Annotated in this window: 21 protein-coding genes; 14 read left to right on the forward strand and 7 right to left on the reverse strand. The window is 36.3% G+C overall.

Translation table 11 applies throughout. The features are described 5' to 3' along the window. Nucleotides 1-171 precede the first annotated feature (171 nt). Genes EDF66_RS09985 through EDF66_RS09995 form a run of 3 tightly spaced genes read right to left on the reverse strand, consistent with a single transcriptional unit; the run spans nt 172 to nt 2,070 of the window. Nucleotides 172-1,155, reverse strand: a complete 984-nt coding sequence (locus EDF66_RS09985) for an aldo/keto reductase (protein WP_132842357.1) — start codon at nt 1,153-1,155, stop codon at nt 172-174. A gap of 13 nt (nt 1,156-1,168) precedes the next feature. After that, on the reverse strand, nt 1,169-1,456 hold the full coding sequence (locus EDF66_RS09990) for a putative quinol monooxygenase (protein ID WP_132842359.1): 288 nt from the start codon (nt 1,454-1,456) through the stop codon (nt 1,169-1,171). Beyond that, the gene (locus EDF66_RS09995) at nt 1,453-2,070 is read right to left on the reverse strand and encodes an NAD(P)H-dependent oxidoreductase (RefSeq protein WP_132842360.1); all 618 of its coding nucleotides are present in this window, start codon (nt 2,068-2,070) and stop codon (nt 1,453-1,455) included. Before EDF66_RS09995 ends, EDF66_RS09990 begins: the two co-directional genes overlap by 4 nt. Before the next feature lie 358 nt (nt 2,071-2,428). On the opposite strand from EDF66_RS09995, the gene EDF66_RS10000 reads away from it, so the two are divergent. Continuing rightward, nucleotides 2,429-3,367 (forward strand): LysR family transcriptional regulator, encoded by a 939-nt coding sequence (locus tag EDF66_RS10000; RefSeq protein WP_310438151.1) that lies wholly within the window; start codon nt 2,429-2,431, stop codon nt 3,365-3,367. 15 nt (nt 3,368-3,382) lie between these two features. Further along, nucleotides 3,383-4,366: a Gfo/Idh/MocA family protein gene (locus EDF66_RS10005; protein WP_132842362.1), complete on the forward strand. Its 984-nt coding sequence runs from the start codon at nt 3,383-3,385 to the stop codon at nt 4,364-4,366. A 94-nt stretch (nt 4,367-4,460) separates the two neighbouring features. On the opposite strand, the gene EDF66_RS10010 is transcribed toward EDF66_RS10005, so the two are convergent. Further along, the gene (locus EDF66_RS10010) at nt 4,461-4,778 is read right to left on the reverse strand and encodes a hypothetical protein (RefSeq protein WP_132842363.1); all 318 of its coding nucleotides are present in this window, start codon (nt 4,776-4,778) and stop codon (nt 4,461-4,463) included. Nucleotides 4,779-5,307: 529 nt separating this feature from the next. Here EDF66_RS10010 and EDF66_RS10015 point away from each other — a divergent pair. Continuing rightward, nucleotides 5,308-8,607, forward strand: coding sequence for a SusC/RagA family TonB-linked outer membrane protein (locus EDF66_RS10015; RefSeq protein ID WP_132842365.1), 3,300 nt, complete (start codon nt 5,308-5,310; stop codon nt 8,605-8,607). Nucleotides 8,608-8,620: 13 nt separating this feature from the next. After that, nucleotides 8,621-10,213: a RagB/SusD family nutrient uptake outer membrane protein gene (locus EDF66_RS10020; protein WP_132842367.1), complete on the forward strand. Its 1,593-nt coding sequence runs from the start codon at nt 8,621-8,623 to the stop codon at nt 10,211-10,213. Nucleotides 10,214-10,316: 103 nt separating this feature from the next. Here the strand turns inward: EDF66_RS10020 and EDF66_RS10025 are convergent, their stop codons facing one another. Beyond that, nucleotides 10,317-11,060, reverse strand: coding sequence for a DUF1080 domain-containing protein (locus tag EDF66_RS10025; RefSeq protein ID WP_132842368.1), 744 nt, complete (start codon nt 11,058-11,060; stop codon nt 10,317-10,319). Between the two features lie 285 nt (nt 11,061-11,345). Here EDF66_RS10025 and ligD point away from each other — a divergent pair, with 285 nt between their 5' ends. The 9 genes from ligD to EDF66_RS10070 all read left to right on the forward strand — a co-directional run bounded on the left by ligD (nt 11,346) and on the right by EDF66_RS10070 (nt 21,292). Beyond that, nucleotides 11,346-13,820, forward strand: coding sequence for a DNA ligase D (ligD, locus tag EDF66_RS10030; RefSeq protein WP_132842370.1), 2,475 nt, complete (start codon nt 11,346-11,348; stop codon nt 13,818-13,820). Between the two features lie 431 nt (nt 13,821-14,251). Beyond that, nucleotides 14,252-14,758, forward strand: a complete 507-nt coding sequence (locus tag EDF66_RS10035; RefSeq protein ID WP_168126926.1) for an RNA polymerase sigma factor — start codon at nt 14,252-14,254, stop codon at nt 14,756-14,758. 185 nt (nt 14,759-14,943) lie between these two features. Continuing rightward, nucleotides 14,944-15,933, forward strand: a complete 990-nt coding sequence (locus EDF66_RS10040) for an aldo/keto reductase (RefSeq protein WP_132842374.1) — start codon at nt 14,944-14,946, stop codon at nt 15,931-15,933. 73 nt (nt 15,934-16,006) lie between these two features. Then, a complete protein-coding gene (locus EDF66_RS10045; protein WP_132842376.1) occupies nt 16,007-16,966 on the forward strand; it encodes a YihY/virulence factor BrkB family protein in 960 nt (319 codons plus the stop codon). Nucleotides 16,967-17,166: 200 nt separating this feature from the next. Beyond that, entirely contained in the window at nt 17,167-18,285 is a 1,119-nt protein-coding gene (locus tag EDF66_RS10050) for a hypothetical protein (RefSeq protein ID WP_132842378.1), read from the forward strand. Nucleotides 18,286-18,444: 159 nt separating this feature from the next. After that, nucleotides 18,445-19,257 (forward strand): hypothetical protein, encoded by an 813-nt coding sequence (locus tag EDF66_RS10055; protein WP_132773814.1) that lies wholly within the window; start codon nt 18,445-18,447, stop codon nt 19,255-19,257. A gap of 199 nt (nt 19,258-19,456) precedes the next feature. Continuing rightward, nucleotides 19,457-20,203: a WG repeat-containing protein gene (locus tag EDF66_RS10060; protein WP_132842379.1), complete on the forward strand. Its 747-nt coding sequence runs from the start codon at nt 19,457-19,459 to the stop codon at nt 20,201-20,203. 74 nt (nt 20,204-20,277) lie between these two features. Then, the gene (locus EDF66_RS10065) at nt 20,278-20,571 is read left to right on the forward strand and encodes a hypothetical protein (RefSeq protein ID WP_021189955.1); all 294 of its coding nucleotides are present in this window, start codon (nt 20,278-20,280) and stop codon (nt 20,569-20,571) included. Nucleotides 20,572-20,614: 43 nt separating this feature from the next. Continuing rightward, the gene (locus tag EDF66_RS10070; protein ID WP_132842381.1) at nt 20,615-21,292 is read left to right on the forward strand and encodes a hypothetical protein; all 678 of its coding nucleotides are present in this window, start codon (nt 20,615-20,617) and stop codon (nt 21,290-21,292) included. A gap of 47 nt (nt 21,293-21,339) precedes the next feature. On the opposite strand, the gene EDF66_RS26095 is transcribed toward EDF66_RS10070, so the two are convergent. Both EDF66_RS26095 and EDF66_RS10075 read right to left on the reverse strand, forming a co-directional pair. After that, complete coding sequence (locus EDF66_RS26095) at nt 21,340-21,498, reverse strand: hypothetical protein (protein ID WP_165902415.1); 159 nt, start codon at nt 21,496-21,498, stop codon at nt 21,340-21,342. Between the two features lie 26 nt (nt 21,499-21,524). Next, nucleotides 21,525-22,730 carry a glycosyltransferase family 4 protein gene (locus tag EDF66_RS10075; protein WP_132842383.1) on the reverse strand — a complete coding sequence of 402 codons (1,206 nt, stop codon included), beginning with the start codon at nt 22,728-22,730 and terminating at the stop codon, nt 21,525-21,527. 401 nt (nt 22,731-23,131) lie between these two features. Here EDF66_RS10075 and EDF66_RS10080 point away from each other — a divergent pair, with 401 nt between their 5' ends. Further along, nucleotides 23,132-24,598, forward strand: a complete 1,467-nt coding sequence (locus tag EDF66_RS10080) for an ATP-binding protein (protein WP_132842385.1) — start codon at nt 23,132-23,134, stop codon at nt 24,596-24,598. The last annotated feature ends 3 nt before the right edge of the window (nt 24,599-24,601 follow it).

Below are 24,601 nucleotides of genomic sequence, written 5' to 3' on the forward strand. Positions count from 1 at the left end.
AAGTAAATACTGTTTAGAGTTATCTGTAAACCATTGAGATATAAGTAACTTAATTTAGAATGGAAACAAGACCAGAAGTTTTAACTTCTGGTCTTGTTTTTTTAAAAATGCATGTATTAAAGCGAGTCATTGAATACATTTCATTTCTAAGGGATAATAATCTTATAAAACTTATAATTTTGATAGTTCGTTATTTATTAAAATAAGTTCCTCTGCAGTAAAATTGATATCCATTGCCTGTGCATTGGCTATCGATTGTGACGCATTTCTGGCGCCTGCCAATACCACAGTGATGCCTGGTTGCAATGTTGTCCAGCGAAGGACCAATTGTGCTACGGTAACTCCCTTGTTTTGTGCAATAGGGGCAAGTGTTGCGATCAGGCTTTTTACTTTTTCGAGATCAAACTGTGAGAAATAACCGTTGCGGTGGTCATCTTGTTTTAAGGTGTTTTCTGTGAAGTATTTTCCGGTCAGTAGTCCTCTTTCCATCGGGCTGTAGGCGATAATGCCGGTTTGGTTTTCCAATGCATAAGGCACTAGATCCTGTTCAATACTGCGGTTGAGCATGCTGTATGAAACCTGATTGCTGGCTAGGGTAAGTGTTGCCGATGCTTCTTTTAATTGATCAACGCTGTAGTTACAAACGCCCGCTGCACGGATTTTTCCTTGCTGGATCAGAACTCCTAAAGCCTCCATCGTCTCGCTGATAGCGGTAGTCGAGTCCGGCCAATGGATCTGCAACAGATCGATGTAGTCGGTACCCAAACGTTTCAAACTTTCTTCCAGCTCTTTAATGATATTGGCTTTAGATGCAAATTTATATACCGGTATTGTTTTACCGTTCTCTGATGCATCAAAGAAAAATTCACCTTTTCCCTGGTTACTTCCATCCCAGACCAAACCAAATTTGGTCAGTAACTGTATTTTTGATCGGTCTTTTCCTTTAATGGCTTCGCCGATCATTTCTTCACTGAGACCAAATCCATAGAAAGGTGCAGTATCAATACTTGTCACACCGTGATCAAGTGATGCATGTACGGAAGCAATGGAGTCTTTTTTTTCATTTCCGCCCCACATATTGCCTCCAATGGCAAATGATCCATACGTGATGGCCGATAATTCTAATGCTGTATTTCCTAATTTTCTATATTCCATTGTGCGGTTGTTTTTAAATTAATGTTGTTGCAAGAATGATTGGTTTTTCCTGAAGCTTATCTGCTACAAGTTCACCAAATGCCTGGATGTAGGGTTGCTGATTGTGCGCATCTAAACCTTGCTGGCTCTTCCATATTTCATAAAAGGTGAACAGGTTGCTGTCATCGATTCCTTGATGCAGGCTATATAGTTCGCAGGCATCCTCTTTTCGGGTTTGCTCTACCATATGCTGCAGTACGGAAAGAACTTCTGCTCTATGTTCATCTTTTGTTTTAATGATAGCTGTTAAATGTATTTTCATGATACTAATGCTTCTGTTAGTTGTGGGGTAAATACTTTGTCAAGGTGTTTTTGGTAGGCTTCCATATCACGTAATATGTCTGCGTTTTTTTCCACATCATGGAAATGAAAGCTTTCTAATTTTTCAAGGGATGCAAATGCATTCATACGATGAAAACCAAATAAAGGACCGTCATCTACACTGGTTTGATTGAAAAACTCTCCGGGTAAAGTGAAGGCAGTCTTTGGCGCATTCCAGCTGCTGGTCACCATATATTTGCGACCCTGCAACATACCACCAGTTCCGTAGTTGATGTCCGGGTTTTCAGAGCGGCGGCCGTCACTGTGGTATATGCCTGTACGGTGCCCTGCGGTAAACACTTCGTCAATATACTTTTTAAAAGCATTTGGTACCTGGAACCACCACATTGGAGTGTGGTAAATAATGTAATCTGCCCAAACAAATTTCTGAACTTCTTCGTCATGATCGTAACCATCTGCAATATGGGTTACTTTGATTTCTACGGAGTCAAATTTTTCAAAAAAAGCGATTGTATTTTCGGTTACTGTTTTATTGAACCGTCCGCTTGAATGCGCGAATGATTGTCCGGCGTTGATAATTAATATATGTTTCATATGTAAATGAATTTTCTTTTAATGGGCATATGGAATATCCAGATTATTTTTATTGCTGTTAGGCTATCGTGGATATTTCATTTTGCTTTATTTTAAATTTACTGTTACAAAGGTATCGGGGTTTTTGTTATTACAGAAATAGTATAAATTATAATTAAGTATTATATTTATGATACTTGTATTTTCACATCATACCGTACATGATTTACCAAACTTAATATAGACGATTATATAGGAATTAGGAGGGTGAGCATTAATGAACCTTTTTAATATTCTGAAAAATAACGGTTTATGTTCTATTGAAAATGACCGATACTAGCATTTATAATCTTTTTATTGTTATAGACGTATTATTTTTATGATACTTTTAGTATTTTTAAATCATATTTTTGATAATATGGTTAATTTGGAATGGTACCGCACTTTTAAAGCGATCTATAAGACAGGAACATTAACAGGTGCTGCGGAAATCTTATTTATTTCACAGCCGGGTGTTAGTTTGCATTTAAGTTCATTAGAAACCTATGTTGGTAATAAGTTGTTTGACCGTACAGGTCGAAAAATGATCCCAACAGAACATGGAAAAGTATTATATAATGCGTTGGTCGAGCCCTTAACAAAACTCGAGGAGGTGGAGAAAAACTTTCAGCGCTCAACAGAGAAACATATCCCGACAATAAGTGTAGGCATGTGTTTTGAAACTTTTCAGATTACTTTGGAACAATATGTCTCGACACTGCCTTTTAATCTGATTATCAGTTTCGGCGAGTATCCCGAAATGCTTGATCAGCTGGACAAAGGTATTCTAGATTTGATCATCACCCCTAAAAAGGGGGTGTCGGCCAATATTGAGCATGAACCGTTTTCATATGAAAAAATAGTACTTGTAGGGGGTAAAGAGGTCGATATTGACGCTTTTAAAGAAGTCCTGAAAACAAAAAATAAGGGTTTTATTGAAGATTGGCTGAAACAGCAGAAGTGGTACGGTACAACTGGCGATATGGAACATCTTTTTAATTTTTGGAACTTAAATTTTGGTAAAAAACCAGATTTTAGACCTAATTATATTGTCCCCAATCTGAATTCTATCGTACGCTGTTTAAGTGCAGGTGGAGGTCTGGCTGTTGTGCCTGATTTTTTATGTAATACTGAGATTGATAACGGGCAGATCCAACTGGTGTGGGAAGGAGATAAAAAACTCAAAAATACGTTATATTTTGGTTGTCGAAAAAAGACACTCCATCAGGAAGAAATTGATCATATTAAAACATTGTTTAGAAAAGTAATGGACCGATAATTTTAAGCGTATTTTATGGAAACTACTAAGATAAAATGGGGAATAATAGGCTGTGGTGATGTAACGGAAAAAAAGAGCGGACCTGCATTTAATAAAGTACCGGGTAGTGAGCTGCTTGCTGTTATGCGTAGAGATGCTGAGAAAGCTGCTGATTATGCGCATAGGCATGGAGTTCCTTTTTGGTATGCTGATGTTGACGGAATACTAAACAATCCCGAAATTAATGCCATTTATATTGCAACTCCTCCATCTTCGCATCTGGAATACGCACTTTTAGCATTGAAGCACGGAAAGTATGTTTATGTTGAAAAGCCTGTGGCACTTAACGCCAGTGAAGTGTCGATTTTGGCAAATGCTGTTCAGAAATATCAAGGTAAATTGGTGGTTGCTCATTATCGCAGACAGCTTCCGCTATTTTTAAAAATTAAAGAAATGATCAATAATGGTCTTATTGGTAATGTCCGGATGGTGGAGTTGCGTCTTTGGCAGAGCCGTTCTCCGGCTTTAGTCACTAAGGGAGCTGCTGATTGGCGGACAGATCCTGCGATATCTGGTGGTGGTTATTTCTTTGATCTTGCACCACATCAATTGGATCTGATGATCTATTTTTTTGGCACGCCTTTGTCTTATCATGGTTTTAGCCTAAATCAATCTACGGATAGTGCTGTTGCTGATCAAACAAGAGGCACAATTGTTTTTGATAGCACGATCGTTTTTAATGGAAGCTGGTCTTTTAATGTAGCATCGTCGGATAACGTGGATTGCTGCGAAATAGTTGGAGAAACGGGGAGCTTAACATTTTCAATTTTTGGTAATAAAGTTGTTTTGAAAAATGAAAGTGGAGAGGAGGAATTTTCATTTGATCATCCCGAAAATATACAGCTACCTATGATTGCAAGTACAGTTAATTTCTTTAAGGATATGGGATCTAATCCAAGTTCCATTGAAGAAGCGGTAACGTTAATGCAGATTATTGATGCTTTTGCTACTGTGGAATAATGAGGGTATTGATTTAAAAAATAAGGGTTGTTCAATTATTGAACAACCCTTATTTTTTAATGTTTTTGTCTATTACAAAATAGACTGACATACTTTAAGCGACCTCTAGTGTTGCTTGAATTGTCTTCGTAATCGCATCCAATAATACTTCCTTATATGCCATGAAATGGATCTGACGATCTACTTCTTCAGATACTTTTAAAGCTGTCTTAGCTGTCTTTACAGCTTGCAGTTCATTTAAATAAAGATCGTTAAATGTTGCGGTATCTTTATTTTTTAGTATTCTTATCGTGTGTGAATATTGTTCAAATATATCCGTGATGACAGCTAAATTTGCACTATCAAAATGTTGAAGTTCATTTGTTTTTTCAGAAAGCTTCTCAAGCTTTTTTCTTTCTTTTGCGTAACCCATAATCCTGCGAAGTTACAGATTTTTCTACAGCTATTTGCAAATGATGTGGAATACTCCAGAAGAGGTTTATTCCATTGGGCAGCTACCACGTTGTAGGCTGTACGGTTCGAGCAACCAAATAAGGTTGATCTTGATACAAAAGTATATTGTTTTACAGGAGAGGCGAGGGAATAAAAGTAAAGTATTTATTAACTTTATGTTACAATAGCTGATCCATTTTGATTTTTTATGGGTAGCATATGACTCTCTTTAAGCCTACCAATTTTTTCATTTTGCATAGTATATGCAGGCAGATTCATAATCATATAATAAGGTCATTTTCTATCATTTAGCTCTTCATAGTGATGAGTTTTGTATTGCACTTATTTCAATGAAAATGCTGTTTGTGTTGCTTTTTTGTTAATGATTATGTAAATGATTTTAAATTTTTTACGCAATTAACACCTATTGTTAAAAATATTTTATTTATTTGTTTCTGCGTGTTCACTTGGAATCATGCACACTAACATACATTAACGAACTAAATTAAATGAAAAATTCTAAACTATTTCATGTTTTAGCCTTTTCTATGGTATTTGGATTTGGTGGTCTCAACCAATCGATCGCCAGTACGCTGTCTGAATATCAAAGCAACCAAGTTAAGATTTCTGGAGTTGTTAAAGATGCGACTGGTCCGATCTCAGGAGCATCTATTGCTGTAAAGGGCACATCGATCGCCACTTTTACGGATGCTTCAGGTCGATTTACTTTAGCGACTATTCCTGCAGGATCAAAAATTGTGATCAGCTATGTCGGCTATGCATCTAAAGAAATTGAATGGAAAGGGGAAAGTACCTTGAATGTGCAACTGGAGTCTACATCAAATGATCTGGATGAAGTTGTTGTAGTTGCTTACGGTACCGCTAAAAAATCAACCTTTACAGGATCTGCCTCGGTGGTGAAATCGGATCAGCTGGAGAAAATATCAGGATCGGGGTTTGCAGAGGCATTGCAGGGGATGAGTCCAGGTGTTAATGTGGTGAATAATGAAGGTAACCCGGGCGGTGACACCCGTATTCAAATTCGTGGTATCAGTTCTATGTCGGGTAATTCTAATCCGCTATATGTGGTGGATGGCATGCCTTATGATGGACAACTGAATTCAATATCGCCTTCGGATATTGAGTCGGTTACAGTATTGAAAGATGCTGCAGCATCATCATTGTACGGGTCGCGCGCAGCAAATGGTGTGGTCGTGGTGACAACTAAAAAGGGAAAAACAGCTAAACCGCAATTGAATTTTAGATCGGCATGGGGTACTTCGGACAATGCAGTCAAAAATCCGACAAAAGCTTCTCCGCAGGAACAATTACTGAATACTTGGGAAGCCATGTACAATGATCAGTTCTATAAATATAACTTAACATCGGACAAGGCCGGGGATTGGGCTTCGGACAATGTCTTGAGTAAACTGCTTAAGCAGGTGACCAATTCGAAAGGTGAACCTACATATGTTTCTCCTTTTCAGCATATCAATGAAGACTATGTGTTGCATGATGGTAAGGGTAATCCCTATATCAATCCAAACTTGAAAATGATCTGGAATGAAGAAGATTATGATGTGTATAAGGCTGTTTTTTCTAGAAAACTAAGACAGGATTATGGCATGGATGTGTCGGGAACTGCTGGTGATGGAAAGACAAATTATTTCCTTTCATCTTCGTACCTAGATGATAAAGGATATGCTTCCAATCAGTACTTTAAGCGTTATGGCTTCCGTGCGAATGTGACGACTCAAATCAACAAATGGTTACAGGTGGGTGGAAATGTTTCTTACAGTGGGTCTAGACAGAATGTTTCTGGTGCAGCACGTGCTTTAGTGTTTACGACATCGATGTATTCACCTTATTTACGTAATCGCGATAATACAGATTGGGTTTACTCCGAAAAAACAGGTAAACGCATGTACGATTATGGCGATTATGTTAATAATTTCTTTGGAGCCAATGTGTTACAGAATAATGGTGATTATTGGAATAATGACAATGATGAAGATTTTAATAATTTTATGCGTACGATGATGGCATCCCGTTTCTTTGCTCAGGTTAACTTGCCTTATAACTTGAGTTTCAAAACGAGCCTCAGTATTGACGATAACAGTTCTAAAAACTTTTTGTACGGATCTGCAGTTCATGGAGCAGGACAGCTCGCTCCTTATGGTGTAACGGTGCTTACTAATGGTGGAAATGCGACTCGCTCGAATACGAACACTAAATCAGTGACGTTTAACAATATCTTAAGCTGGAATCAGGATTTTGGTAATCATAATTTTTCTGCATTGGCCGGTCAGGAATCGTATACCAACAACAGTCTTTACGACTATGGTTATGGTGAAGGCATTATGCAATTGGGGCAATATGAACTAAGTTCGACAACAAAGAACTGGCAGGTGCAGTCCAATAAAAACCGTTTTGCTTTATTATCTTACTTTGGAAAGTTAGATTACAATTATAGCGGTAAATACTATTTATCCGGTTCATTCCGTCGTGATGGATCTTCCCGTTTTCATCCGGATAACCGCTGGGGAAATTTCTTTTCCGCAGGACTTTCCTGGCAGATCGCTAAGGAAGATTTCTTAAAGGATGTGAGCTGGTTAGATAACTTATCCTTCCGCTCCAGTTATGGTACTACCGGTAATGATAAGTTAAGCCGTAGAGGAGATAACGGTGTTGGAACCGGTGATATTTACTATGCCTACCAGGGTGTATATGAAGCAAGTGATCTATATGGTCAAGCGGGTTTAAAACCATCTGCATTTCCTACGCCTGCTTTGATCTGGGAGAAGAACAAGCAATTTAATGCTGCATTTGATTTTGGTATTCTGAAAAACATCTACGGTACCATTGAGTATTACTCCCGTACTGCTTCTGATTTGCTTTACTACAAAGAGTTTCCACTTTCTGCACAGGTCGGTAATGCGAATGGTTTGAATACAAACTTAGGTGATTTGAAAAATTCGGGTTTTGAATTCTCATTGGGTGCTGATGCGATCCGTAATGAAAACTTTAGATGGAAAATTGATGCGAATCTTTCGACGTTGAAGAATGAGATCACTTATTTGCCAGGAGGTGAATTTACGTACAACAACCGTGGTGCTGGTTATAAACTTTCGGAGGGATATTCCTTGTATGAATTTTATATGGTGAAAAATGCAGGTGTTAATCCTGAAACAGGAAACATGCGTTACTGGATACGTGATGGTGAAAATTGGAAAATGACGGAAAACTATGATAAGGATGTCACTTCGAATGATTATCAACGTATAGGGTCTGCTCTTCCTAAAGTGTATGGTTCTTTGACCAATGCGTTTAATTATAAAGGGTTGGATATGTCCTTCATGTTGTACTATTCGCTAGGTTCTAAAATGTTTGATTATGCTTATGTGGAGCGTACAGCAGTACGTGGTGGTGTTGGTGTAATCCAGGATCTAATAGAAGACCATTGGCGCAAACCTGGTGATCAGGCTTTATTACCTAAATTTTCGAATGATGACTATGCGAGTACCCGTAAAAATTCTGATTTCTATGTGTTTGATAACGATTACTTAAGACTTCGAAATGTTTCTCTAGGTTATACGCTGCCGACAGCTACAATGGCGAGACTGGGGCTTTCTAAAGTGCGTCTGTATGTTTCTGGAGACAACTTACTAACGTTTGGGTCGGCTAAGAATCGCTATTCTGATCCGGAGACGGCTTTATCTGGTAATAATTATAATGGTTCTGCAGATAAAGATAATGGAATCCAAGGTTCAAGAAGAGTGTATATGGCTGGTTTACAAGTGTCATTTTAAGAAAGAATAGAAAATGAAAAATATCGTTAAAAGTTTACAATATATTGCATTAGGAACTGTTGTTTTAATGCAAACAGGCTGTAAGGATTTCCTTGATGCTAATTCTTCAACAGCGACTTCAGAGAATGTTGTTTTATCAAGTGCTTCTCAATTGGAGCGTGTATTGACTGCTACTTATAGACAATTGTATTTCAATGATCAAGGAATGGATCGGGTATATGCTGGTTTACCCGGTTTGCAGATGTATGTTGATTTAGGGGGGGCTGATATTGTGAGTCACACCAATATGGGAGGCAATCAGGTAACAGCATATACTTATGAACCGCAAAAAACACAGACGACAGGTTTATCTAATGGAATTTGGACGATGATGTATAAAATCATCAATCAAACAAATATCATTATTGAAGCGTTGCCTGCCGCGCAGGGGGAAGAGACATTAAAAAACCAGATTATGGGTCAGGCAAAAGCGATTCGTGGTCTTTGCTATTTCCATCTGATTCAAAATTATCAGCAAACTTATATGTTGGCTATGCAGAAACCAGGTGTTATTTTGCGTTTGAGTCCTAAGGAAAGTGAAAATTTACCTCGAGCTACTGTGGAACAGACTTATGCGCAAATCGTCAAAGATTTGACGGATGCAAAATCGTTATTAGCTAATTATACACAGCCTAATAAATGGACCATTGATAAGTATGTGGTTTCTGGTCAGTTGGCACGTGTGTATTCGGTGATGAACAATTGGCAAGGTGCTTATCAAGAGGCGAAAACTGCTTATACAAATTATAGTCAATTGATGACCAAGACACAGTATCAGTCTGGATTTGATGATGTGATTACAAACAACTATGCTGAGGTGATGTGGGCAGTTCCATTTACAACGACTAATAACCTAGGTGGAGGAACACAATTTAACTTCTGGTATAACCAGGATGAAAGCTATGGCGAGGGTTATACGGATGGGCCTATTTACTCATTTTTGGATTTCTTTGCTGATGGTCAATATGAAAAACTGTTTGAAAAAACGGAAGATCGTTACCAATTTTGGAAACGTACTAAAAATGCTTCTAAAGAATGGTCGACAAAATGGGCGTATAATAAGTACAAACATTATGGTGATGCGAATGGTGCTAAACAGGGAAATACGAGACCTGAGGTTTCTTTAATGCGTGGATCTGAGATGTTATTGATTATGGCTGAGGCTTCAGCTCAATTAAATAATGGTGAGGGTTTGGGTTATTTAAATAGATTGCAAACGGCTCGTGGAGTTAAAGGCTTGACAGTTGCCGCTTCTGGAACTCCGTTGCTAGAGGCTATTTATGTGGAAAGACGCAAGGAACTGTTATGTGAGGGAGTTACTGGAATTTATGATTTATTGCGTTTGCAAAAACCACTTGTCCGTATTCAGGAAACAGCAACTTATGTAGAGGGGCACTATACTTGGGGTGTGACGAACTTGAACGGTTATGTTGCAAGCAGTCCGGCACCAACGGGAACTTTTCCTTCTAATGACTACCGTATGCTCTGTCAAATACCACAATTGGAAATTGCCAATAATACGGCACTTTCAGAGGCTGATCAAAACCCTTATTCAGGAACAAACTAAGGTAGTCTGTATTCTGTAAAAACAGTTTTGTAGGTACAAGCTATAAATATGAATGTAAAATGGCCTAGTGTAATTCACTCGGCCATTTTAATTTTTTTACTGATTAAAGACGTCTTATCCAGATATTGCGGAAGTCAACAAGATCGCCATGGTCTTGCAATACGATTGGTCCTGGACCGTGAACTAATGTTTTTGGTAATCCGATGTACTCTGTAGTTCCTTCGATCTGCGTATTGTATTGTACCACAACACCATTGTGTAAAACGGTTACGATGCCTTTTTTGATTAATACACCATCGGCATTAAATCGTGGAGCGGTATACAAGACGTCGTAAGTATGCCATTGTCCAGCTGGTTTGGTTGCTGTGACCAAGGGTGGCTGTTGTTTATAGATCGATCCTGCTTGTCCATTGACATAGGTTGGGTTATTATTGTTGTCTAAGACCTGTAATTCATATTGACCCTGCAAAAAGATACCGCTGTTTCCTCTTCCTTGTCCTTCACCTTTGATGACTTCGGGACTTTTCCATTCGACATGAAGCTGGAAATCTTCAAAGTTTTCTTTTGTCTGGATATTCCCTGTTTTTGGGGTGGACGTTAAAACGTTATTTTTTACTTTCCAGGGTGCCTGCTCTTTTACGTTATTGGAACTTACCCATTGGTTCAGATTGGAGCCGTCAAAAAGAACGATCGCGTCAGAAGGGGCTTTGTTCTCAGTAGTTGTCACCGTACGCAGTACTGGAGTATAAAACTCGGTATCCTGCGGTTGAAATTTCGTTTGGGCATAACTTAAAGAACCAATTAGGCTCATGCTGAGGACACAGCAAGATATATAAATTTTGTTCATTTTGTAATAGATTGATTTCACGTAAATATAAGTATTCAATGTTAAAATCTGACATGCTTTTATGTAAGACTATTGTGATGGAAGTTTAGAATGATTGAAAATGACCATCGAAAAGAGGGTATAACTCATGTTTTAAAGTTAGGACAAAAGGTTGTCCACCAAAACTAACAAAATGATGCATTTAAGCGTTATAATTATAAAAGGAAACACTTTATCGTCACCTAGTTTTTCATTCAGTCAGGATAGAGCCCTTCGAGGGTTTCATGTACATCAATAACTAAAAACATGGATACACTAAAGCAATATCACGAGAAACGTAATTTTGAAAGTACAGAAGAGCCTAAAGGTAAGTTAAAGATTAAACGAGATAAAAAATTGCGCTTTGTTGTACAAAGACATCATGCCAGTAGATTGCATTATGATTTTAGATTGGAAGTAGCCGGTGTACTAAAAAGTTGGGCTGTACCAAAGGGACCATCATTGTTTCCTACCGATAAGCGATTGGCTGTTCAAGTTGAAGATCATCCCGTCGATTACGCAAATTTTGAAGGAACAATTCCGGAAGGTAATTATGGTGCTGGTACCGTAAGTGTTTTTGATAAAGGGTATTATGAGCCTTTAAATGGACAAGATGAAGATACTTTTTTAAGTAGTTTAGCGGATGGATCTATTAAATTTGTCCTACATGGAGATAAGCTCAAAGGAGAATTTGCTCTTGTCAGAATAAAAGGCGATCAAGAAGGTAAGTCGTGGTTACTCATTAAACATAAAGATGAATATGCAACCGAAGTATCCTATAATGCTGAAGATGCAGTTCCTGAAAAAATAAAAAAAGAAGGATTAGAATATAAAAAAGTAGGAGCAAAGAAGAAGTCAAAACGAATAGCTAAGCCATCGAATAATAGTGAACCAGAGCTGACTCAGCTGTCGCCAATGTTGGCCAAGCTAACCGATGCTATGCCCGAAGGGAATGATTGGTTATTTGAAAAGAAATTTGATGGTTTTCGCATTATTGCAGTAAAAAAGGATGAACATATTTTTCTTTATTCCCGAAATGGAAAAAATATGAACAAACTATTTCCTTCCATTGTGAAGGAGCTAATGGCTTTAAATAGGAATGTTTGGTTAGATGGGGAAGTGGTGATAGAAGATAGCAGAGGTAAATCGTATTTTCAGATGTTGGCAACAGGCGAACCATTGGGTAGTTCCTATCAACTGCATTATTATATCTTTGATATTTTGAATTTGGATGAAAATGACTTAAGTCAATACCCTTTATCTGAGCGAAAAGAACTATTGACTTTGTTTTTTAAAGGTTTCAAAAGTCAAATGATTGAGTTGGTTAACTTACTAAAAGGGACGCCTATGTCCATTTATCGTCAAGCAGAACGAAAGGGATGGGAAGGAGTCATTGCCAAAGATCTTACCAGTTTTTATCATGCTGGAAAACGAAGCAATCAATGGCTTAAGATTAAAATTCGACAAAGCCAGGAAGCTGTTATTTGCGGTTTTACAAAACCGCAGGGAAACCGTTCTTCTTTTGGAGCTCTCGTTTTGGGTCGTTATGACAATTCGGAGTTAACCTATCTAGGTAACTGTGGTACTGGATTTAGTGATGAGTTGTTGGAAATATTAATGGATAAATTGAAAGGGCTTATAATAAGCAAGAAGCCGTTTCCTCAAGATGTATCTGTTGCGAAGGAAAAGGAAGTGACTTGGGTGAAGCCGGATCTCGTCTGCGAAGTTTATTATTCGGAGTGGACAATGGACCATCATTTACGTCACCCGGTTTTCAAGGGATTACGTACAGATAAAAAAGCTAAGGAGATCGTCATGGAAGAGGTCAGAAATGAAAGGGTAAAAGAGAAGATAATTTCTATAAACCGCCATCGTGTAAAACTCACTAATCTTGATAAAATATATTGGCCAGATGAAGGATATGTGAAAGGTGAAATGCTTGAATATTATGAACAATATGGTGATTTACTATTGCCTTACTTAAAAGATAAGCCAATTTCACTTCATCGTTTTCCTAATGGAATAGGAGCTGATAGTTTTTTTCAAAAGGATGTCGATTTAAAACAAATTCCAGATTGGGTAAAGACCGTGCCCATATATGCTGAAAGTACGGATAAAAATATCGATTATATAGTGTGCAATAATAGAGCAACCCTCTTGTTTATTGCAAATCTTGGCTCTATTGAGATAAATCCATGGCTATCGACGTATAAAAAGATTGAAAATCCGGATTTTGCAGTTCTGGATATTGATCCAAATGGAGCAGATTTTGATTCGGTAATTGAAATAGGGCTGACTGCTCATCGAATTTTTCAACAAGTTGGAGTTGCAGATTATATTAAAACATCTGGTTCGACAGGATTACATATCTACTTGTATGCCAAACAACGGTATACTTATGAGGTTGTACGCGATTTTATCCAGCTCATCGGAGAAATGATTCATGAGGAGCATCCTGATACAACAAGCCTTATCCGGGATCCTAAGAAAAGAAAGGGTTTAATCTATCTTGATTTTTTACAAAATAGAAGAGGACAGACCATCGCAGCTCCATATTCTATACGTCCTAAACCTGGTGCTACTATCAGCACGCCTTTACATTGGGAGGAAGTAAAGAAAGGTTTGGACATCAGACAATTTAATTTAAAGACTATAACGGAGCGATTGAAGAAAGTGGAGGATCCATGGAAAACCTTTTTCGACACACCTAGTAATATTAAAGAAGCTTTAGCGAACTTATAACTATTGTCAAAGCGTGAACACTTAATTGATATTTGAATATTTTCAGATTTATAAATACCAATTTTTGTCTTACTTTTAGTAAATTGTATAGAGAAGTAGACGGTTTATTTGTTGAATAGCAATACCATAAAGAAATTTAACCATTTATGTGAAAAATTATGATCTTTCATTGGGGTTAAATACCCGCTCTTGCGTATAAATTCAATGGTTGAATACACATTTCTAATTGTTTGAAAATAGTGTTGATGATTTAACTTGTGGTTTAGGGGGTATTAATACTCTTTTTTTTGAAAAAATATTAAAGGATATAGCACAGCGATTGCTTTAATGTTATCAACAATGCATGAATATTAAAATGATCCATGCTAGATAAAATTAGATTAAGTGTTAACAAAGATGTATGCAAGTACAGCAATAAAAAACTATCCTTTATGACAAAGACAGAATTTAACACCCAAGTGATCGAGCAAACAAATGAGCTCAAAGTTTTTGCAAAGCGTTTTACAAATGATTATGACGAGGTTAATGATCTTTTGCAAGATACCATGTTAAAAGCTGTAAGCTATTTCCGTAATTTTCAAGAAGGATCTAATTTAAAAGCATGGCTTTATACGATCATGCGCAATACTTTTATTAATAATTATCGACGTACAACTAAAAGTCGTTCTTTTATTACAACAGAAGAAGAGATCAGTACTTCACATTTGCAATATTCTTCGGTAAGAAATGGTGGAGAAGATAAATTTGTGATGGAAGATATTCAGAAAGCATTGGGAGAATTGGATGAAGGGTTCTATATACCTTTTACTATGTTGTACGAAGGATATAAATATAATGAAATTGCTGAACATCTTAACCTTCCTATTGGTACAGTGAAAACTCGTATCCATATTGCAAGAAAAAGACTAAAGGGAACTTTATCAACATATAAAAATTAAACAGGATTAATTTCCATTTTGTGAAAAGAAGGGCATTCCTTGGGTTTAGACCTTAGGAAGCCTTTCTTTTTTTGTTTTCAACTTTCCTGTTTGTATTTCTTATAATGGTATTTTCCTATTCCATAAAAGGAACATTTTTATGGATTTTGGGTTATTATACAGGAAGCAGGCTATAAAAATTGTATATGAAGAATTTATTTAATGAAAAACATCGCTTGGGCTTAGGTGGCGTGGCTATAGGAACTGGTTTTGAAGTATTATCAGATAAGCAGTCATATGATATACTGCAAAAGGCATGGGATCTGGGTATTCGATACTATGACACGTCTCCCTGGTATGGACTAACAAAAAGTGAAGCGCGATTTGGAGAATTTTTAAAAGATCAAGATCGGTCTGACTATATTCTCTCTTCAAAAATTGGTCGATTATTTGATCCAGTGATACCCGAAGCTGTTCCGCCTACCATGTGGAAGGCACCCTTTCCATTTGATTTCGAACATGACTATACAGCAGATGGAACTAAGCGTTCGATTGACGATAGCTTACTGCGGATGGGCGTTGATCATCTGGATATTGTATTTGTACATGATCTGTCCGAAGATCAGGTTGGTGACCGCTATGACTATTACTTCAAACAAGCAGTAGATGGCGCATTTAAAGTATTATCCGACTACCGTGACCAAGGTATAATAAAAGGCTGGGGACTTGGTGTCAATAAAATTGAACCTATTTTGGACTGTCTTGCAGTAGCGGACCCTGATATCTGTCTGTCTGCCACTCAATATTCAATATTAGAACATGAAGATGCTGTCGACCGCCTTCTACCTGCTGTGCAAAAAAGGGGAGTAAAGCTTGTTTCTGGTGCTGGATATAATTCAGGATTTATTGCTGGGAGGAACCGATATAATTACAAATCTTTTATACCAAAAGGCATGGTTGAAAAACGTGAGCGTATCGCACAAATAGGAGCTTCTCATGGCGTAGGAATTATCCCTATTGCCCTTCAATTTGTGCTTGCAAGTGAGGATTTCGTTTCAATCATACCTGGTGCTAGTACTACAGATCAAGTACGATCCAATGTTGAGGCATTGAATACCGTAATTCCCCCTCAACTTTGGGAGGAATTAAAAAATGAAGGTTTAATTTATAACAATGCTCCTGTACCACAATTGTAGTATTACGGGAACGTAGTATTATAGGTAAATCATAAAAAATGATTTCTAGGCGTTTAACAAAGTGATCAGAACTATGGAAAATAAAAAACAAGGATTTATAAGCAAAAACATAAACATATTTAAATCGACAGTATCGGGATTTATGAATGAAGATTGTCTTAAATATAGTGCCTCACTTTCGTATTACACTATATTTTCAATCGGTCCGATTCTCGTGCTTATGATCTCCCTTGCAGGGATCTTTTTTGGAGAGGATGCGATTCAAGGGAAAGTGTTTTCAGAAATGAGAGGTTTGGTTGGTCCAAGCGCCGCGAGACAAATTCAGGAAGTGATCAGCAATCTGAAACTGTCAGGTAAATCAAATTTTGCATTGATTGCTAGTATCATCACCTTGGTAATTGGAGCTACGACTGTATTTGGAGATATTCAAAATTCCATTAATAGGATTTGGCATGTTCGGGCAAAACCAAAACGAGGCTGGCTCAAGTTGATTACGGATCGATTGCTATCTTCCTCTCTGGTTGTTGGACTTGGATTTTTATTAATGGTCACATTGGTTGTCAATGGTATCATTCTAGCTTTTACAGATCGATTGCAGGTGTATTTCCCTGATATAACAGTTTTCTTTATGAATGCAGTTAATTTTGCATTAAGCTTTGGAATTATATTTATTTTATTCGGAATCATATTCAGAACATTGCCTGATGTTAAGATCGAATGGAAGACTGTACGCACGGGAGCTCTTTTTACAGCCTTATTATTTATTATCGGTCGGTATGCCATTGGATTATATTTAGAATCTTCCGGAACGGAGTCAACCTATGGTGCTGCGGGTGCGCTTGTATTAATATTACTATGGGTATACTATACTGCCGCCATCTTATATTTTGGTGCTGTCTATACCCGTGAAAATGCCATTGCAAACGGCATACCGATCAAACCTGCTGACTATGCGGTTTATGTAGAAGAAAAGGAGCGCGAGCGTGTGGTGGAAGAAATCCCTGCTAAACCCGCTGATCAAGGGTTATCTTAATGTAGTATAGATGTGTGATCATAAAGGTTTTATTATGAATTGTTGATTTTCATGAATATGGGGAGTGTGGATTTTTTTTGATAATACTATTTCGATAAGATTAATATTAATGATAAGTTTGTTGCTGTCAATGCTATTTTCTTTCCGAACTGAGGTAAAGATATCTGGCAGTTGAATTATTTTTCAATTATTAAATATACATGATGATAAAGGCATCTTTAATGGTATGTGTTATGGTGATGGCAATTTCTGTATCGGCACAGCGGAAGGGTTATCTTCCGCTGGGAGAAAATCAAGAAAGATATAAAGAAATCAGTGGACGGTACGGGAGTAATGACGGCATCTGTCTTTTTGAAGATGGTACTTTTATGCTTTATGGCTATGCTACAGCAGTTTTTGGGCATTATGGTTTTGAAAAGGACTACTTACTTTTTTATACGGATAAACAAGATCTATTTGAGATCTATGCCCACCAAGATCCATCTCTAGGCGCGGGAACGAAAATGGCTTTTGTGGGTTTTGAGGATGGAAATACCTATGTCAAGTTTGATAAAGACAGTGTACAGCAAGTGTTTAATGACGATGCGAACTGCTTTAGTAGCCCATTTGTATATGAAAAAAATACTTTTCCGAGAAGTATTAGTTTATATGTCTCAGAAAATAGTGAGGACGATTCTCTCACTTTATGGAATTATCAGAATGATAAAGACTTTAATAATTTTGTGCTCGTACACAATAAAGCCCGACGGGAATATGAAGATTTTTCCGGAGCGCTATATCAGGATGATGATAATCAATTGGTGATCCAGCTTTCTAATTATGGAGGGGAAGATGGGTATAAGAAACAGAAAAGTGATCATGAATGGAATGATATCATGATGATGAAAAATGAATATCTTACATCGTTTAAATCACGTGATTTTATGCTTGTTAATAAGCATTATGGTACTTTTGAAAGGGATCTTTCTACCTATCGTCTGGACAAATTTACTAACCAGTATATGCGGCAGGATGACCCGGATAATGATGCCTATTATGAAGATAATGTGTATCAGGATGATCGTATCTTGAGTCAGTTTCTTAAACAGAATCTTGTGGATAGGGTTATGAAGGGACGAGAAGAATTAGTATTTTCCGATTCAACTATCTTCTTCAGTAGCTGTACTGAGATCGAAAAGTCATATCGTTATAAAGGAAAAGTATTGAAGAAGGTCGATGATGAAGAGCCTAAGGAGGTTGTGGCACCTCTTATAATGACATTGCCGGTCGAACAAACTAATACGGGGAATGAGAAAAATAGTAAAAAGATTCATAAATAATATAAACCTTCATAGACGATGTAATCTTTCTCTTTGTCCTAGATAGATCAATGTGACATGGAATCATTTCTTTTTAATTGAGGCTATGCGCTAAAAATTCAGGTTGTTGCTTATATACTTTGATACCATACATTGATGATATTTTGAAGTCAATTGATAATGAGTAAAAAAAATAATTCTATCAGTATTTCGAAAAAAAAGTTTGGAAAGAATAATAGTGCCATGGCATTAATTTTTGTCATTATGTTTTCTCTTTTAGGAATAATTGGCATTTTAATAGATTGGAAAAGTGGACTTTTCGGACTTGCTTTAGTAACTGTACTATATCTTGTTCATAGCTTCGTCAAGTTCAACTATTTTCTCTACTTTATTGGCTTGTCCTTTGTTGCTATATATCTGTTGAGTGAATGGCAGGATATTGAATTTTTACAGATCGTCCTTTCTTCGATTTTTCTAACTTTTTTATTTTTCATAAAATCGTGTTATAAAGATTATAAGGCACTTGATAGTTTTGAAATTTTCTATTTGGATAGCAGAGAGCTACATTGTTTATCAACGGAGAATGATGCAGATTATAAAGGCTATGCACTAGATCCTAGAAGTTATTTAAAGAAGTATGCTGCAGAAAAAATTAGCGCTATCTCTTTCGAAAGAAAAGATATGACCATTGCAATAGATGATCTATTGATACGACCTAGAGCGCTAACAACAATTGATCTAGAACAGATTTACGATTTTGTAAAAATTAATTATCCAAATCTTTTAAATAGAGACGAGTTTATTCAACAAAATCTAAGTAAAGAAAATCAATATTACATTCATAAGATTTATATTTTTAGTCCTATCCTCGTTTTGTCACTTGTTATCTATTTTTTCGGAAATAATGGTAAAGATCATATCCTAACGCTTTGCTGTTTAATACTAATGGTTATTCTGCCAGTTGTCATTAGTAAATTTTTAGCAAGAGTATGAAGTGTACTTTTCAGTATTAATATTTTCATAGCTAAATCATATACTAGTTTTTTCATTTAAAATAATCGAACACGGATTGTAAGATCTCTTAAGCGAATTGTAAACCCATCACAATATTGTCGATGTTTAAGGTATTTTTGTAATAGTAACAATTGAACATCATCGAGATTGCTAATGGTGTCATTTTCAAATTATATAAATGAACTATTTATTATTATTTTTCTTTACGATTTTATCTGCCTGTACCAATAATACGATACAAAAGCAGGACATGCGAAAATCTAAAATAGTGCAATTGCCAGGACATTATAATGTGCAGGATAATACATGGGAAAACAGCGATCCCAATTATGATGCTTATTCTTCATTTGGAGAAGATCTTTATGCCACATTCAGTAAGTTGGATAAAGATGGAAATAGTTTGGGTCTGGGTCTTATTGATAAGAGTGGGAAAGTTATTATACAGCCTATTTACAGCAGTGTAACGATGCGCATTAGGACGGAAAATGATTTTTTCGTCGTTAGTGATTCCCTTAATAATTATGGTATAGTCAATAGCGAGGGTGTTGAAATTGTAAACCCTCAATTTGATGATATCTATTTTGGGAATAATGCGGCCGATTCGATGGATACAAAATTTGGATTGATAAAAGTCAGTAAAAATGATAAGAAGGGCTACATCAATGCCACTGGTCGAGTTATTGTTCCGGTAAAATATGATGATTTATTTATGATGGGCAAGAATGGCTTGATCATGTTTCAAGTTTTGATTCCTATAGGTAATGGTAACAATACCGCTAAATGGGGAATTATGGATTTTGATCAAAAAATAATTAGCCCACCTCGTTTTTCTTATCCAAGTCGTTTTGAAAATGGTCGCGTAACACTTGTATCAGAAGGTATTGAATATGATGTAAATGAAAATGGAATAATTAAAAAAAAATAATGAACACCTTTTTTTAAGCCTTATTATGTATAATAATAACGTTGCGAAAATCTGTTTATTAAAGCTATTGAAAAATGAAAGATTTTTTTAAAAATAAAATAACGATCTTTTTTACGTTAAGTGCATTATCGATTTTGATCGGAATTTTAATTGCGATTGTATTAGCTACGGGGGTTTCTGCTCCAGATAAGTTAGCCGCGATGTACATTTTTTTTGGACTGATTCCTGTTTTGCTCATCATTGTGATTGACAGAATCTGTGTTTGGAAATTTGGAACAAGAAAAGTAAATAAAATTCAGCTTTATATCCTGATCTGTTTTATTGGTCTGTTTGTAATCAATTGGATAAGACTACGATTGCAGGTGTAAAAACCTCAGTAATATAAATAATTAAAACATAAGATAAATTTAAATGAAAAGTAAGAAAACCAAAATGATTCTTTTAGGAACAGTAGCTGTATTAATCGTATTGCTTATTGCTAGTAATTTTATATATATCACGCCAAATGAAACATTGCTCTATAAAGCGCAGCAATATGTAACCTATTCAAAAGCTGATTGGGAAAATTATGAAGAAAATAAAAGAATATTAGCAAATAATCCAACAAGCGGTAATATTCAAACTGAGGTAGCTGCGGTAGTTTCTCCTGATGATATTTACTCGTTAGATACGAGCCGTGTGGCACCTGAAGTTGTTGCAAGTGAACTTGAAAAGATTAAAAAAGCAAATTTTGATCGTCTTGTTGAAGCTAAAATTAGACCTGATCATGAAGATGCACAGGCTGCGTTGATCCGCCATACTGATGGCCGATTAACGGACGTTATTATTAATCAAAAGATCAATATAAAAGTTGGTAAGTGTTACGATAACCCAAATACAGATGGCAATTACAATTGTGTAAGCTGTATGATTTTGTTATATAATAGAGATAAGAAAGATTGGCAGGAAGCACCTGATGGAGATAATTTTCTTAAGCCCGCGTATGATTTTTATCAGCCGTCAAAAGGCGATATTTGGGAAGCTAAAGATCTGACGATGCGTATTCCATTTGATTATGATCTGTACAAAAAGTTTGAAGGTAAAGAATAAATTTTTGAGCTCAATAATTGGAATGTAGTGCCATGATAGTCATGGCACTACGTGTCGTGATTGTCCACTTCATTTGGATTTGGCGGAAGCGGATTCGTGTCTTTTTTTGGTGGTGTACCGGTATTGCTTTTCACTTTGTTCTGAGATAAATCATTAGATTTCTCTTTGGGAATTTTTGCTATTGTTTTTAGAGCTTTATTTTTCATATAAACAAATCATTGTGGTAGTTTCATTATGAAGATAGTCTTTTATTGCTGTGAAATATGTTCGTAATGTTGTTTTGCTGAACAGTGTCATTGAAACAAATTGTTGAAGCTTTCGGTGCTGTGCATAGCTCATTCAGTAACTGAAATTGTTTCTTTCCTACATTTGCCCAAGACATTTGTTTTCCATATTCTAAAGCATTGTTTCTGTAATAGTGCATTTTCTCAGGTTGATCTAAAAGATCATTGACAACTGACGAAAGTGCATGTGCATCATTAAAAGGAAAGAATAACCCACGGTCATCTGCTAACAGGTCTTTAGCATACCAATATGGAGTCGAAATACAGGCCGCTCCAGCACCCAGTGCAAATGACAGTGTTCCACTGCTGATTTGGTTTTCATTTGGGTAAGGAGTGACATAAATATCGCAAGCGCTCAAATATTCCTTTAATAGTTTTTCGGATGCAAATTGATTGACAAATTGCACTTTATGACCAATATTAAGGGCCATCACCATATCCATCAAATCATGTCTGTACGAGTCACCTTCATGCTTTAAAACATTTGGATGTGTTGAACCTAATATAATATAAACGAAGTCGTCATTCTCAATTTCAGAAACTGCCTGAATCGCTGTTTCAAAACCTTTGCTTTTACCTAAAAAACCGAAACTGAGCATGACTTTTTTATTTTGAAATCCTAATTTTCTCTTCGCCATCTCTTGGTCGCAATCGAAGTTTGGAACACCGTGTGGTATTAGACTTACCTGATTACGATCAATTTGATATATTGTCTCTAGCATATTGATGGCACGACTCGTCATAACCGTGATTTTACTGCTATACTGCGCTAGTTCACGGAGAATACGGTATTCATTATGATGCGGATGTTCCAGCACGGTATGTAAGTTGGTAAGAACGGGTACATTTAAGTGTTGAAGTAAGTCAATAATGTAGCTCCCTGTTTCTCCGCCAAATATTCCGTACTCGTGTTGGATGATACAGACATCAAATGCATTGTTGATGACATCGGCAGCCTGAATATAACTATCTAAATTTTCTTTCTCTACGATATAAGTTACTTCTTCAGGAAACACATATTCCGAACCATCAGATAACGCAAATATGTGATGATCATTCGCTAAAGATCGTGGCAGGGAGTGATATAGATCATGTGAAAACGTTGCAATTCCGCACTGCCTAGGTGGGTAAGTTCCAATAATAGCTATTTTCATTTTTTAGTATAAATTAAATCCACAAGAATTATTGAATGATATGGAATATTTCTGTACATTCTTCTTGTATTAAGAACAGGGTAAACGCTGTTAAGTTCAATTCGAATCGAATCCGGTGATCTAAACAGGCATTTATTCTGATAAACAGGTATAAATTACTGTTATCACCGAGGTTGTCTCTTTATTTGTCAGTAACTCATAGAATTATCGTTTAAATAATTCCTTTTTATTGTTCAAAATTGGAAAATATCGCTTTTTGCAAAGTAATATTTTTGGACCAATATAGTTTGCTTTGTGTCTAGGTGTCATTATTAAAAAATAAAATACTATTTTTAAACTTTATCATTCGAATACCTGTGTTTACACGATTGTTGTTTACAGACGAATTGAACTAAACTGCTATGATTTTAATTGTTGACGATCAAGAAGCGAATATTTATTCACTTAAGAAATTACTCGAATCTCAAAATTTTTCAGTTGATACTGCGCTATCTGGAGAAGAGGCACTAAAAAAGGTTTTAAAGAATAATTATGCATTAATTATCTTGGATGTTCAGATGCCGGGAATTGATGGTTTTGAAGTTGCAGAAACGTTATCGGGTTTTAATAAAACTAAGGATGTTCCGATTATTTTTTTATCTGCTGTCAATAAGGATAAAAAGTTTATTACGAAAGGTTATGCATCAGGTGGTATAGATTATGTTACCAAGCCTATTGATCCAGATATTTTAATGCTGAAAGTGAAAACATTTTCTCGTTTATATGAGCAGACAGTGGCTCTGAATGATATGCAGCAGATACTACGATTGGAAATTGAGGAGCGAAAAAAAGCGCAGCAGGAGTTAAAAGAACAAGTTGAAAATTTGCATTCGACATTAGAGTCACTGCCACAGCTGGCTTTTACGGCAAATGGAGATGGTGAAATAGAATTTGTGAACAGTAAATGGCTATCCTATGCAACATCAAATAAATTTCCTGCAACGCATGCTGATGATCCGGATATACATGTATCTTGGGCAGAAGCATTAATTGCTGAAACACCAATAGAGCTTGAAGTACGTATTAAAGAATTAAAAGCAGAGCTGTTCAGATTTCATTTATTACGAATCATTCCCATTAAAGAAAAGAATAATCAGGTTAAGTGGGTCGGTACCTTTACGGATATTGATGATCAAAAACAGATGGAAAAGAAGAAGGATGAGTTTTTAAGTATAGCCAGTCATGAATTGAAAACCCCATTAACAAGTATTAAGGCATATGCCCAGCTATTGGAGCGAACAATTAATACTGCTAAAGACGTCACAGCAGTCAAATATATCAATAGGGTACAAAGCCAGGTCACCAAACTTAGCGGACTTATTACAGATTTGTTGGACATCTCAAAAATTGAAAACGGGAAATTGAAGATTACAAAAAAGAATTTTGATTTTGAAAACTTACTAACCAATGCTATTGATATTATTTATCAAACCCATGAAAATAATACCGTTACTATTGAGAGGGAAGGTGATCGAATAGAAGAGCTCTTTTTAGGTGATGAAGTTCGTATCGAACAGGTTTTGATCAATTATTTGACAAATGCCATTAAATATGCGCCAAATACTGATCGGATCATTGTACGTACAGAAAAAGAGGATGATCAATTAATCGTTAGTGTAAAGGATTATGGTATCGGTATTCCTGAACATAAGCAAAAGAATATATTTGGTAAATTTTATCGGGTAGAAGAATCATCTGTGCGATTTCAGGGACTTGGTATAGGCCTTTATATCTGTTCGGAGATCATTAAACAACATAATGGTACTGTAGGTATCCAAAGTGAATTGGGTCAGGGATCTACTTTTTATTTTACTCTACCTTTAAATTAGTAA

This window comes from Sphingobacterium sp. JUb20, from assembly GCF_004342035.1.
Taxonomy (GTDB): domain Bacteria; phylum Bacteroidota; class Bacteroidia; order Sphingobacteriales; family Sphingobacteriaceae; genus Sphingobacterium; species Sphingobacterium anhuiense.